The following is a 13,191-nucleotide window of genomic DNA, read 5'->3' on the forward strand; positions in this document are numbered from 1 at the left end:
GACGCGTGCAATCTCGGGACTTCTTGTATGTCGAACGGACAACGAGACTTCCGCACCCAGAGATGCGCAGTGGCCTCCCGTGCGCACCGATCGCTCGAGCCGTCGTGGATGCGGCGAGGCGAACGACGACGCTCGATACGACGCGGGACGTGATCGCACGCGCGGTCCAGCGCGGGGCGACATCAGTCCCAGACCTCGCCGTCGAGCTCGAGGATGGGAGTAATCGGGGCTCGGCGTTACCGCGAATCGCGATCTCCGAGGTCGGTGCGGACGTTCACTCGGTGGCGGAGATCGAAGCACGCGAATTGTGGTCCCGCAGTGGGCTACCCGAGATGGTCTTCAATGTCGACGTGTACGACGCCCGGGGACGGTTCATTGCACGTCCAGATGGGTGGATTGATTCGGTCGCATTCGCGTGGGAGATCGACTCGTTCGCATGGCATCTATCGCCCACCCATTATCGCGCGACGCTCGAACGGCGAGCGGTAATGCAATCGCACGGCATCATCGTGTTCTCTACTGCACCAACAATGATCCTGAAAACGCCAGAGCGGACGCTGCGCAACCTTCGGGCTCATTATGAGCTCGCTGCACAGCGCCCGCGTCCGCGTGTTTCGATCCGACCTCGGGCGGCGTCGTGAACGGAAGATTTGTTGAGTTAGACGGAGTGAACGCTTCCGTTCACTCCGCCCAGAGGGAGTGCAGCGGGAGTGCGATCGAGGACTTACTTGCCCTCGAAGTTCGGCTTCCGCTTCTCCTTGAACGCCTTCGGGCCTTCCTTGGCATCGGCGGACTTGAAGACCGCGATACCGATCTCGGCGTCGAGCTTGAACGCCTCGTTCTCTTGCATGCCCTCGGTCTCCCGGATGGTGCGCAGGATGGCCTGCACGGCGAGCGGGCCGTTGTTCGCGATGATCTCGGCGAGCTCGAGTGCCTTGGTGAGCGCCTGGCCGTCCGGAACGACGTGGCCGATGAGGCCCATCTCCAGCGCCTCGGGGGCGGTGATGTGACGGCCGGTCAACAGAATGTCGGCGGCGATGGTGTACGGAACCTGGCGCACGAGGCGGACCGCGGAACCACCGAGCGGGTAGAGGCTCCACTTGGCCTCGGAGACGCCGAACTTGGCGCTTTCACCGGCGACGCGGATGTCGGTGCCCTGGAGGATTTCGGTGCCGCCGGCGATGGCCGGGCCCTCGACCGCCGCGATGAGCGGCTTGGTCAGGCGACGGCCCTTGAGCAGTGCGTCGATGCGGGACATGTCCATCAGCCCGCTGCCGCCGGTGCCCTTACCGAACGAGTCGCCGGGGTGGCTCTGCGTCATCGCCTTGAGATCGGCACCAGCACAGAACGCTCCGCCGGCACCGGTCAGGATTGCGACGCGGATCTCGGGATCGTTGTCCACCTGGTCCCAGGCGTCGCGCATGATCGCGGTCATCTCGGCAGAGAGCGCGTTGCGGGCCTCGGGACGGTTCATCGTCACGATCAGCACGTTGCCGCGCTTCTCGACCAGGCAGTGCGGCTGCGCTGCCTCGGTGGAGTTGGTTGCGGTGGTGTCGGATGGGGAGGACACTGGCTGCTCCGATACAGGTGTGAGGTAGGTCTCCGGGCGTCTTGCACGAAACGGTAACACGTTCTATTTTTAGGCCGTGGCTTACAACATCGCAGACCTTGTCGAACACGCTATCGATCTCATGCCGGAGCGTGTCGTACTCGCTGACGACCACCATGAGGTGACCTACGCGCAGCTGGAGGACCGGGCCAACCGTTTGGCCCACTACCTGCAGGAACAAGGTGTTGTAGCCGGCGACAAGGTGGGCATCTACTCGCGCAATACGTGCGAGGCCATCGAGGCGATGATCGCCATCTTCAAGCTGCGCGCGGTGATGGTGAACGTGAACTACCGCTACGTCGAGAACGAGTTGCATTACATTTTCGACAATTCGGACATGGTGGCCCTCGTGCACGAGCGCCGCTACTCGTCGAAGGTGGCCGCGGTCATCGGGCGCACTCCGGCGCTGAAGACCACCGTCGTGGTCGAGGACGGCACCGACGAGGCATTCGATGGCATCGAGTACGAGGCTGCCCTCGCGCAGTCCTCGCCCGAGCGTGATTTCGAAGAGCGCAGCGGCGACGACATCTACATGCTCTACACCGGTGGCACCACCGGCATGCCCAAGGGCGTCATGTGGCGGCACGAGGACGTCTGGCGCGTGCTCGGCGGCGGCATCAACTTCCTCACCGGCGAGTACGTCAACGACGAGTGGGAGCTCGCGCGACAGGGCGCTGAGAACCCGCCGATGACGCGCTTCCCGATCCCGCCGATGATTCACGGCGGCTCGCAGTGGGCCACGTTCCAGAGCCTCTTTGCCGGCAGCAAGTGCGTGATGATCCCAGACTTCGACGCGCACGGCGTGTGGCAGGCGATCGACAACCACAAGATCAACCTGATCTTCATCACCGGTGACGCGATGGCGCGCCCGATGCTCGACGCGCTGAAGGAAGGCAACCCGAACACGGGCGAACCCTACGACCTGTCGACGCTCTGGATGATGGCCTCGAGTGCGGCGCTGTTCTCGCCGGCCCTCAAGGACGAGTACGTCGATCTGCTCCCGAACCGCATGATCACCGACTCGATCGGTTCATCCGAGACCGGCTTCGGTGGACTCAGCACCGTGACGAAGGGCCAGCACGACGGCGGGCCGCGCGTCAAGATGGATGCCTCCACCACGGTCCTCAACGACGACGGCTACCCGGTCACGCCGGGCTCCGGTGAGATCGGCTTCATCGCGCGCAAGGGTCACATCCCCCTCGGTTACTACAAGGACGAGGAGAAGACCAAGGCGACGTTCAAGGAGTTCCACGGCGTTCGCTACTCCATCCCCGGCGACTTCGCGCGGGTCGAGGAGGACCTCACCGTCACCATGCTGGGCCGCGGCTCGGTGAGCATCAACAGTGGCGGCGAGAAGATCTACCCCGAAGAGGTCGAGGGCGCGCTGAAGGCGCACCCGGACGTGTTCGACGCGATCGTCGTCGGCGTGGCGGACGAGCGTTGGGGCCAGCGGGTCGCCGCGGTCATCCACCCGCGTGAGGGCAAGCGCCCGACGTTCGCCGAGCTGCGTCCGGTCCTCGAGAAGGAGATCGCCTCCTACAAGTTCCCGCGTTCGTTCTGGTTCGTCGACGAGATCAAGCGCTCGCCGGCCGGCAAGCCCGACTACAAGTGGGCCAAGGAGCAGGCGGAGTCCCGTCCCGCGGACGAGGTCGCCGAGGCGCCGAAGCAGGCGGAGTCGGTCTGATGCGTTCACCCCTGTGCGACCGGTTCGGCATCGAATACCCGATCTTCGCGTTCACGCCCTCGCAGGACGTGGCGGCCGCCGTCACCCGTGCCGGCGGCATGGGTGTGCTCGGCTGCGTGCGGTTCAACGACGCCGATGAGCTCGACGAAGTCCTGACCTGGATGGACGAGAACACCGACGGCAAGCCGTACGGCGTCGACATCGTCATGCCGGCGAAGGTGCCCACCGAGGGCAAAGCCGTCGACCTCGACCAGCTGATTCCGGCCGAGCACCGAGCGTTCGTCGAGCGCACGCTCGCCGAGCTGAACGTGCCGCCGCTGGACACCAGCGCGGAGCATGCAACGGGCGTTCTCGGCTGGCTGCACTCGGTGGCCCGCTCGCACGTGGACGTCGCGCTCAAGCACCCGATCAAGCTGATCGCCAACGCGCTCGGCTCGCCGCCGCCGGATGTCATTGCGCAGGCTCATGAGCACGGCGTGCCCGTCGCGGCGCTCGCGGGCGCGGTCGAGCATGCCAAGCGGCACCGGGAGAACGGTGTCGATCTCGTGATCGCGCAGGGCTACGAGGCCGGTGGGCACACCGGTGAGATCGCCTCGATGGTGCTGTGGCCCGAGATCGTCGACGCGGTCGGTGGCGAAAACGTCCTTGCCGCAGGCGGAGTCGGCAGCGGTCGGCAGATCGCCGCGGCCCTTGCACTCGGTGCGTCGGGCGTCTGGATGGGCTCTTACTGGCTCACCGCCGCCGAGTACCGGCTCGGCAGTGCCGCGAATGGAATCTCGACCACCCAGCGCGCGCTGCTGAAGGCCACCTCGGCCGACACGGTGCGCACTCGGATCTATTCCGGCAAGCCCGCCCGTCTGCTCAAGACCAAGTGGACCCAGGCCTGGGCCGCGCCGGATGCGCCCGAGGCGCTGCCGATGCCGCTGCAGAATCTCCTCGTCAGCGAGGCGCACCAGCGCATCTCGGCCTCCACCGACCCCGATGTGGTCGCCATGCCGGCAGGTCAGATCATCGGTCGGATGAACGAGATCAAGCCGGTCGCCGACATCTTCGCCGAGCTCCTGCGCGAGTTCGACGAGGCTGCCGACCGCATCCAGGGTGCGCGCGAGAAGTAGTTCCACAAGCAACACACGCGAATGCGCGGCTGTATCAGCAGCCGCGCATTTTGCGTTTGCTGTCGGTGGCAGACGCGAAGATGGTCGGCGTGCGAATTGGCCGAGCAGACCTGGGACGGCCGTTCGCGTGGTTGTGGGCGTCCTACGCGGCCAGCGCGTATGGAACCGGGCTCGGATTCGGCGCATTCGCTATCGTCGCCATTCAGGTACTACATGCCAGCCCGGTGGAAGTCGCGGCACTGTCGTCATTCGGGTTGGCGATCGGCGCGCTGCTGGCAGTGCCGCTCGGGCCGTGGATGGAGGTTCGCGAGAAGCGGCCGGTGATGATCGCGGCGGATGTCTGCCGATTCGCGGCGCTCGTTACGATACCCATCGCCTATTGGCTGGGTGTACTGACGTTCCCGCAACTGCTGGCGGTCTCCATCGTCGCGGCGGCCGCGAAGATCGTGTTCACCGCGGCGAGCGGAAGTTATCTCAAGTCGATCCTCCCCGAGGACCGAATTGTGTTGGCGACGAGTCGATTCGAAGCCGCAACATGGTCGGCCACGATCGTCGGGCCACCGCTCGGCGGTCTCGCGATCGGCCTCTTGGGTCCGGTCGTCACGATCCTTCTCGACGCGGTCAGCTACTTGCTATCCGCGCTCGGCATCGTCGCGATCCGGCAGCGTGAGATGCCGCCGGTCCGGCGGATGACGCAGTCGAATCGGTGGAGCAGCATCGCCGAGGGCTGGCGCTACATCCTCGCGCACCGCACGCTGCGCCGACTGTTCGTCAACACCATGGCCGTCAATGGCCTGATCATGGCCACCGAACCGTTGCTGGCGGTCCTGATGCTCGGACACCTCGGCTTCTCGGCCTGGCAGTACGGCCTCGTGTTCGCCGTGCCATGCATTGGCGGTCTGATTGGTTCGCGACTGGCGCCGCGAATTTCCCTCCGATTGGGCCAGCAATCGGCGATCCGGGTGTTCGGCACGCTGCGGGCGTGTTGGCTGCTCGGGTTGGTGTTCGTCCAACCGGGTCCCGCAGGCCTTGCGATCGTGATGATCACCGAACTCGGATTGATCATCTGCGCAAGCATTTTCAACCCGGTCTTCGCGGCCTACCGGTTGAACACGGTCGACGCCGGACGCCGCACGCGGGTGCTCGCCGCGTGGTCGATCACCACGAGCCTCAGCACCGCCGCGCTCACCCTGCTGTGGGGGCTGCTCGCGCATTTCACGGGACCGCGCATCGCCATTGCGGTCGCCGGGATCCTCTTGCTGTGCACGCCGATCGTGCTGACGCGGACCATCGCACAGTCTGCGCCGCGCGAAAGTGTCAACGCGAACGCGCGCTAAACGGGTGCGAATTGTGTTCGTGGGTGCGAAGTTTCGCCCCCGTTTGGAAGATTCGCACCCGTTTGGGCACTGCTCACCGGTGCAAAACTTGTTCGTGGGTGCGACGTTTCGCCCCCGTTTGGAAGATTTGCACCCGTTGGGACTGCTTAGGCGCGCTCGAACCCATCGCCGGACCGGATCCACATCGGGTCGTTGCACTGCGTGCCCTCTGCGGCAAGCACCCGGGTGAGCACCTTGAATGTCGCGGTCTGGGGGAGATCGGCGCACACGCGCACGAACCGCGGCCACTGCTTTGGCCCGAGGTCCGGCTGGGCGCCGAGGAATTTCGCGAACTGAGCGGCGTCGAAGTCGCCGTCCGGCACCACTGCGGCCATCACCTGGTCGCCGCCGGCCGGGTCCGGTGTGGCGTAAACAGCGACACGTCGGAAGGCCGGATAGCGCAGCAGGATTCGCTCGATAGGCGCGGCTGCGAGGTTCTCGCCGTCAACACGCAACCACCCCGAGGTGCGGCCGGCGAAGTAGACGAAGCCATCCACGTCGAGGTAGCCGAGGTCGCCGCTGTAGTACTTGCCGTCGCGCATACGGTCGGCATCCGCGTCCGGATCGTTGTAGTAGCCGGCAAACGCGCCAGGCCCGTTGGTGTTGACCAGTTCTCCGATTGCCACATCGCCGTTGATCAGTCGGCCATCGGCATCGAACTCTGCCGGGGCGCAGACATTTCCGTCCCGGTCGAGAATCGCGACACCGGCCGGAAGCCGGCCGAGCGCACCTGCGGGTGCGGCGGGATCGGGGGAGATGGCGACGCCGCCCTCGGTGGAGCCGAACGCGTCGGAGACGCGCACGTCGAACCGGCGGGAGAATTGGTCGACGATTCCGGAGGATCCCTCGTTGCCGTACATGAAGCGCAGCGAGTTGTTCGCGTCGTCTGGCTGCTCAGGGGTGGCGAGCACATAGCTGAGTGGCTTGCCGACGTAGTTGGCGTACGTCGCGCCGAACCTGCGGACGTCACGGAGGAAACGCGACGCAGAGAACTTGGGCCGCAGCGCGATTCCCGCGCCCGCGGCAAGGCCGACCGACCAGCCGGCCATGATCGAATTCGAATGGAACATCGGCATCGCCAGGTACACCACATCGGACGTACCAAGGCCGAAACGCTCGGAGAGCATCGTCCCGGGGAACGCGATCTTGCGATGCGTGCAGCGCACCGCCTTGGGATCGCCGCTGGTGCCCGAGGTGAAGACCAGCATCAGCAGATCCTCGGGATCGGCCGCTGGGTTGGGAATCGGGCTGCTGCGATGAGGTTCGAGAAGTGCCGCCCACTCATCGGAATCGATGTCCAGCACCGCGATATCGCCGAGGTCGAGACCGTCGAGCAGCTCGCGATTGCGGGTGTTCGTGACCACGATGCGGCAGTCGGCGTGCCGAATGTCGCGGGCCAGCGCCTCGCCGCGCCGGGTCGAATTAAGCCCGACCAGAACGCTTCCCGACAGTGCCGCGGCACCGAGCAGGAAGGAGAACTCCGGCACGTTGTCGAGCAGGACGCCGAAATGTCGGGGCCCGTCACCGTCGAGAAGCGCGTCGAGCAACGCGGCTCGGTCGGCGCTGAGCTGAACGTGCTCCGCCCACGACCAAGCGACCTCGCCCGTCTCGTCCGGAGTGGCGTCGACGGTGGCGAGGCCGCGATCGTGCACGTCACCGAGCCGCAGAAGCAGCTCGGTGACGGTGGCAGGAGCGGGAGCAGTCACCTCAGGCTGGGGTGGCCGCGAGGATGGCCCCGAGCCCACGCAGCTGATCGGTCGCCGAGCCGAGCGCGAACTCGTTGTGCTTGGCGGCCAGGAAGTAGCGGTGCACCGGGTGTTCCCGATCCAGGCCGACGCCGCCGTGCACGTGAATCACGGTGTGCGAGACACGATGTCCGGCATCGGCGGCCCAGAATTTCGCCGTCCGAACCTCGGCCTCGGCGGGCAGTCCTTCGGAGATCGCCCACGCCGCCTGGGTGAGCGCGAGGCGCACGCCCTTCACGTCGATGTAGGCGTCGGCGAGTCGCTGCGCCACGGCCTGGAAGCTGCCGATCGGGCGCTCGAACTGAACCCGCTCGCGGGCGTAGTCGGCGACCAGCTTCAGTGCCTCTTCGAGGGTGCCGAGCTGGCTTGCCGTGAGACCCACCGCGGCGCGGGTCAACACGAAGTCGAGCACCTCAGAGCCCTGCTCCACGGTGCCGACCAGCTCACCGGACGCCCGATTGAGCTCAACGATGAACTCGGGGCTGTAGTCGACGACGTCCTGCGCGGACACGACGACACCCTCGGCGGAGGGATCGACGACGAACACCGCGACACCGGCATTGGTTGCGGCGGACACGAGGATCCGCGCGGCCCGGTCGGCGACCGGGACGGTGATCTTCGTGCCGGTCAGCGCCCAGGCGCCGTCGATGTTCTCTGCGCGGGTGACCGGCGCGGAGAGGTCGTAATTCATTTCCTCGGCCAGGGCCGCGGTGAGAACGTCCTCGCCGGTGCCGGCCCGCTGAGCGAGCTCGCGCTGCGCGTCGTTGCCGAACTCGGCCAGCGTCGCCGCGCTGATCACGATGGACGGCAGGTACGGAACGGCGGCCAGCTTGCGGCCGAGTTCGCGCAGCACCGTGGTCTGCTCGAGCACGCCGAGGCCGCTGCCGCCGACGTTTTCGGGCAGGGCAGAGGCGAGCACGCCCGCCTCTGCGAGCGCGCGCCACAGCGCGTCATCGAAGCGGCCGCCGTCGACGCGGTCGAGTTCGCGCTGCCGCTCCGGCGTGGCGAGCTTGTCCACGATCTGCCGGGTCAGTTCTTCGAGGTCCTGCTGCGCCTCGGTTGGAGTGAAGTCCATGATTCCTCGCGTTCCAAAGATTCCGGGATCAGCGCTTGGCCGGGGGCTGGGCGAGCGCGGTCATCGCGATGATGTCGCGCTGCACCTCGTTGGTGCCGCCGCCGAAGGTCAGAATCAGCGCCGAGCGGTGCATGCGCTCGAGCCGGCCGCGCAGCGCGACGCCACGCGAACCCTGCCGCAGTGTCGAGATCGGGCCGAGCACCTCCATGAGCAGGCGGTAGGCCTCGGTGGCCAGTTCGGTGCCGTAGACCTTGCAGGCCGAGGCATCCCATTTCGCAGGAGCGTGCGCACTCTCGCCGCCCTGCGAGGCGCCCCAGGCGATCTCCCAGTTCATCAGCTTCAGGTACTCGACCTTGGCGTGTACGCGGGCGATGTTGATCTGCACCCATTCCTGGTCGATGACACGAGTGCCGTTCGCGGTCTTCGTGTTCTGCGCCCAGTCGAGCACCTCGCTCACGGCGAGCTGTAGCGCGCCCGCGGAAGTCAGTGCGACGCGCTCGTGGTTGAGCTGGTTGGTCATCAGCCCCCAGCCACCGTTCTCGGCGCCGACGATCGAGGTCGCCGGGACGCGAACGTCCTGGTAGTAGGTCGCGCTGGTATCCGGGCCGGCCATCGTGTGCACCGGCGTGTAGGAGAAGCCCTCGGCGGTGGTCGGCACGATGAACATCGTGATGCCCTTGTGCTTCTTGGCCGTCGGATCGGTCCGGCACGCCAGCCACACGTAGTCGGCGTAGGGGATCAGGCTGGTCCACATCTTCTGGCCGTTGATGATGAAGTCGTCGCCGTCGCGCACCGCGGTGGTGCGCAGGCTGGCCAGGTCGGTGCCGGCGCCGGGCTCGGAGTAACCGATCGAGAAGTGCAGTTCACCGGCCGAGATCTTTGGCAGGAAGAACTTCTTCTGCTCCTCGCTGCCGTAATGCATGATCGTCGGGGCGACCGAGTTGATCGTCAGGAACGGCACCGGGGCGCCCGCGATGGCAGCCTCGTCGGTGAAGATCAGCTGGTCGAGCATCGAGCGGTCCTGGCCGCCGTACTCCTTCGGCCAGCCGAGGGTGAGCCAACCGTCGTGGCCCATTTCGCGCACGACGTCGCGGTACACGTTGCCCGTGCCGTATTCGCCGGTCTGGGCGCTGAGGGCCTCGCGACGCTCCGGAGTGATCAGCTTCGCGAAGTACTCGCGCAGCTCTTCCCGGAGGCGCTGCTGCTCCTCGGTATAGGTGATTCGCATTCGTTCCTCTTCCGCTGTGCTCTCCCCGGGCGTCTACACCGGTTTTAGTGCCCCGTCAAGGAAGGTCCGACGGGTTCTCCGCGGCCCAGGCCGACGCTGGCCGCGTTGTCGTCGTCGCCGATACAAACCCGGTATCGGCTCCTCCTCCGCCTTGCCGGCGACCCCCTGCATCCACGGATAACCGCGCCTACCTCCTGACGCGGCACTAGAACAGGTTCTCGCAAGCGACCCAATCATTGCATAGGCGGTGAAACAGGTTCTAGTCTGAATTGCATCGGCGACCGGACGGCCCTAGTGAGGCGCGTGCCGGCGCTACGGAACAGCGTGAAGGTATGGAGGCAGACGGTGAAGATCGGTGTTGACTGGGATCAGTGCGAGGCCAACGGCGTGTGTGTCGGGGTGGCCCCTGACTTGTTCGATCTCGACGACAACGATGAACTGCACGTCCTCGAGGGCGACGTGCCGGCGGATCGCGTTGAGGATGCGCGCGCCGCGATCGCGCAGTGCCCGAAGGCCGCGCTGAACGAGCAGGCCTGACCGCCTCGGGCAATTTCCGCTCTTGCCCGAAACTGAAACAGGTTCTAGAGTCGGCGCGGTGAGCGAGCCTGTAACGAATCTGGACGGCAAAGTAGCAATCGTCACCGGCGCGGGCGCCGGGCTGGGACGCGCGGAAGCAATCGCGCTCGGCAAGGCGGGCGCTTCGGTGATCGTCAACGACCTCGCCCTCAACGACACGGTGGCGGACACGATCGCCGAGATCCGTGCCGCGGGTGCGAAGGCGGAGTTCGTCGCGGGCAATATCGCCGAGCGGGCAACCGCGGATGCGCTGATGGCGACTGCGGACGAGCAGTTCGGCGGTGTGGACATCGTCGTGAACAACGCCGGCGTTGTCCGCGACCGGATGCTCTTCAACATGTCCGACGAGGAGTGGGATCTCGTCATCGCCGTCCACCTGCGCGGTCATTTCCTGATGACCCGCAATGCGGGTGCGTACTGGCGCGCGAAGTCGAAGGAAACCGGTGCGCCGGTCTACGGACGCCTGATCAACACCTCTTCGGAAGCCGGGCTTCTCGGTCCCGAGGGTCAGCCCAACTACGGTGCGGCCAAGGCCGGCATCACCGCCCTGACGCTGTCGGCAGCGCGTGGCATGTCGCGTTTCGGCGTGCGTGCGAACGCGATCGCGCCGCGTGCACGGACCGCGATGACCGAGGGTGTCTTCGGTGGTGCGCCCGAGGGCGAGGTCGATCCGCTTTCGCCGGATCACGTCGCCACGCTGGTCACCTACCTGGCCTCCCCGGCCGCCGAGGGCGTGAACGGACAGCTCTTCGTCGTTTACGGCGGCATGGTCGCGCTGATGGCGGCACCCACCGTCGAGACGCGATTCGACGCGGCCGGCGGAGAGTGGTCGCCCGAGGCTCTTGCGGGGGAGATGGGTCGGTACTTCGCCGATCGCGATCCTGCACAGACCTTTTCGGCCAGTCAGGCACTCAAGCTCGACTAGTCGATGCTCGCCCGTTGCGCCCCAATTTGCTGCGCTTTTGCTGGCCGGCGAGATCGGCGCGACGGGACGCCAAAATGGGGCGTTGTATCTGTTCTAAAAGACGCGGTGCCTGATCTGCATAAGGGCAGATCAGAGCGCTGCGCACGCACTAATTGACAGCCGAACGTGTTCCAGTAATATGACCTGGACCACAATCGGATACCGTGATCGCCGGAGGGAGGGACAGGGTTGAACGACCTCCTGGCGGTTCCGTTGCGCGCGGTGGGTGGATTCTTCGACATCACAGCGGATACCGCAAGAGCGTCGCTTCGCCGTCCGTTTCAGGGACGTGAGTTCATCGATCAGTCGTGGTTCGTAGCGCGGGTATCGATTATCCCGACGCTGCTTGTCGCGATCCCGTTTACGGTGCTGGTGAGCTTCACGATCAATATCCTGCTGCGGGAAATCGGTGCGGCGGATTTGTCCGGTGCGGGTGCGGCCCTCGGGTCGGTGACCCAGGTCGGACCGATCGTCACCGTGCTGATCGTCGCGGGGGCAGGTGCTACCGCAATCTGCGCGGATCTTGCCGCGCGAACAATTCGCGAAGAGATCGACGCGATGCGAGTCCTCGGCATCGACCCGATCCAGCGACTGGTTGTGCCGCGTGTGCTGGCCTCGATGGTCGTGGCACTGCTGCTCAACGGCCTGGTCTGCACTATCGGCATCCTGGGCGGTTTTCTCTTCTCGGTGTTTCTGCAGGGCGTCAATCCCGGTGCGTTCGTCAACGGGATCACGCTGCTGACCGGGCTGGGCGAGCTGATCATCTCCGAGGTGAAGGCCGGCCTGTTCGGCCTGATCGCGGGCTTGATGGCCTGCTATCTGGGGCTGAACGTGCGCGGTGGCCCGAAGAGCGTGGGAGACGCAGTGAATCAGACCGTCGTATTCGCATTCATGGCGTTGTTCGTGGTGAACGTCGTCGTGACCGCGGTCGGTATCAAGCTGACGGCTGGGTGATCTGATGGTTGCCGAATCCCTCAACTACCGGTTCCCGGCAGTGCGGCGGCAATACCGCCGCACGATGGGTGCTGTCGACAACCTGGGCGAGCACGCCGTCTTCTACGGCAAGTCGATCGGCTCCGCGCCAAGGGCGATCATGCATTACCCGCGCGAGACGATCCGGCTGATCGCCGAGATCTCGATGGGCACCGGTGCGCTTGCCGTGATCGGCGGCACCGTCGTGATCGTCGGCTTCCTGACGCTGTTCACCGGCGGCACGATCGCGGTGCAGGGCTACAGCTCGCTGGGCAACATCGGCGTCGAATCACTGACCGGCTTCTTCGCCGCGTTCATCAACGTGCGTATCGCAGCGCCGGTGATCGCGGGCATCGGTCTTGCCGCGACGATCGGCGCGGGATCCACCGCGCAGCTGGGCGCTATGCGGGTCTCGGAAGAGATCGACGCGCTGGAAACCATGGCGATCCCGTCGATCCCGTATCTGGTTTCGACCCGCGTGGTGGCAGGCATGATCGCCATCGTTCCGCTATATGCGCTCGCGGTAATCGCGTCGTTCCTCGCGTCCCGGTTTGCGACCGTCCTGCTGTACGGGCAGTCCGGGGGTCTGTACGACCACTACTTCTCGACGTTCCTGATACCGACGGACATCTTGTGGTCCTTCGTCCAGGCGATCGTGATGGCGTTGGCGGTCATGATGATTCACACCTACTACGGCTACAACGCGACCGGTGGACCGGTCGGCGTCGGCGTCGCCGTCGGTAACGCCGTCCGGGCCTCGCTGATCGCGGTGGTCACCGTGACCCTGCTGATCTCGCTGGCGATCTACGGCATGTCCGGCAACTTCAATCTTTCCGGCTAGAACACG

The 13,191-nt window shown here is 65.7% G+C and carries 12 protein-coding genes; 8 read left to right on the forward strand and 4 right to left on the reverse strand.

From position 1 onward, the window contains the following. A partial coding sequence (locus A8G08_RS27895; protein WP_245672597.1) for a hypothetical protein occupies positions 1 to 641 on the forward strand: 641 nt, incomplete at its 5' end. 83 nt (positions 642 to 724) lie between these two features. Here A8G08_RS27895 and A8G08_RS03330 read toward each other — a convergent pair. Next, a complete protein-coding gene (locus A8G08_RS03330; RefSeq protein WP_068270127.1) occupies positions 725 to 1,570 on the reverse strand; it encodes a crotonase/enoyl-CoA hydratase family protein in 846 nt (281 codons plus the stop codon). 76 nt (positions 1,571 to 1,646) lie between these two features. Here A8G08_RS03330 and A8G08_RS03335 point away from each other — a divergent pair, with 76 nt between their 5' ends. From A8G08_RS03335 to A8G08_RS03345, 3 genes are all read left to right on the forward strand, one after another. Further along, positions 1,647 to 3,293 (forward strand): acyl-CoA synthetase, encoded by a 1,647-nt coding sequence (locus A8G08_RS03335; protein ID WP_068270135.1) that lies wholly within the window; start codon positions 1,647 to 1,649, stop codon positions 3,291 to 3,293. Further along, positions 3,293 to 4,408, forward strand: coding sequence for an NAD(P)H-dependent flavin oxidoreductase (locus tag A8G08_RS03340; protein WP_068270138.1), 1,116 nt, complete (start codon positions 3,293 to 3,295; stop codon positions 4,406 to 4,408). Before A8G08_RS03335 ends, A8G08_RS03340 begins: the two co-directional genes overlap by 1 nt. A gap of 65 nt (positions 4,409 to 4,473) precedes the next feature. After that, positions 4,474 to 5,745: an MFS transporter gene (locus A8G08_RS03345; protein ID WP_245672599.1), complete on the forward strand. Its 1,272-nt coding sequence runs from the start codon at positions 4,474 to 4,476 to the stop codon at positions 5,743 to 5,745. Between the two features lie 146 nt (positions 5,746 to 5,891). On the opposite strand, the gene A8G08_RS03350 is transcribed toward A8G08_RS03345, so the two are convergent. Genes A8G08_RS03350 through A8G08_RS03360 form a run of 3 tightly spaced genes read right to left on the reverse strand, consistent with a single transcriptional unit; the run spans position 5,892 to position 9,832 of the window. After that, a complete protein-coding gene (locus tag A8G08_RS03350; protein ID WP_068270141.1) occupies positions 5,892 to 7,490 on the reverse strand; it encodes a long-chain-fatty-acid--CoA ligase in 1,599 nt (532 codons plus the stop codon). Between the two features lies 1 nt (position 7,491). Next, positions 7,492 to 8,604 (reverse strand): acyl-CoA dehydrogenase family protein, encoded by a 1,113-nt coding sequence (locus A8G08_RS03355; protein ID WP_068270143.1) that lies wholly within the window; start codon positions 8,602 to 8,604, stop codon positions 7,492 to 7,494. Between the two features lie 28 nt (positions 8,605 to 8,632). After that, the gene (locus tag A8G08_RS03360) at positions 8,633 to 9,832 is read right to left on the reverse strand and encodes an acyl-CoA dehydrogenase family protein (protein WP_068270146.1); all 1,200 of its coding nucleotides are present in this window, start codon (positions 9,830 to 9,832) and stop codon (positions 8,633 to 8,635) included. Positions 9,833 to 10,177: 345 nt separating this feature from the next. Here A8G08_RS03360 and A8G08_RS03365 point away from each other — a divergent pair, with 345 nt between their 5' ends. The 4 genes from A8G08_RS03365 to A8G08_RS03380 all read left to right on the forward strand — a co-directional run bounded on the left by A8G08_RS03365 (position 10,178) and on the right by A8G08_RS03380 (position 13,185). Then, a complete protein-coding gene (locus A8G08_RS03365; protein ID WP_068270263.1) occupies positions 10,178 to 10,369 on the forward strand; it encodes a ferredoxin in 192 nt (63 codons plus the stop codon). Between the two features lie 58 nt (positions 10,370 to 10,427). Continuing rightward, on the forward strand, positions 10,428 to 11,333 hold the full coding sequence (locus tag A8G08_RS03370; RefSeq protein WP_068270149.1) for a 3-oxoacyl-ACP reductase: 906 nt from the start codon (positions 10,428 to 10,430) through the stop codon (positions 11,331 to 11,333). 228 nt (positions 11,334 to 11,561) lie between these two features. Beyond that, the gene (locus A8G08_RS03375) at positions 11,562 to 12,326 is read left to right on the forward strand and encodes an MlaE family ABC transporter permease (protein ID WP_068270152.1); all 765 of its coding nucleotides are present in this window, start codon (positions 11,562 to 11,564) and stop codon (positions 12,324 to 12,326) included. A 4-nt stretch (positions 12,327 to 12,330) separates the two neighbouring features. Continuing rightward, positions 12,331 to 13,185 (forward strand): MlaE family ABC transporter permease, encoded by an 855-nt coding sequence (locus A8G08_RS03380; RefSeq protein ID WP_068270153.1) that lies wholly within the window; start codon positions 12,331 to 12,333, stop codon positions 13,183 to 13,185. The last annotated feature ends 6 nt before the right edge of the window (positions 13,186 to 13,191 follow it).

The organism is Aldersonia kunmingensis (assembly GCF_001646865.1).
Taxonomy (GTDB): Bacteria; Actinomycetota; Actinomycetes; order Mycobacteriales; family Mycobacteriaceae; genus Aldersonia; species Aldersonia kunmingensis.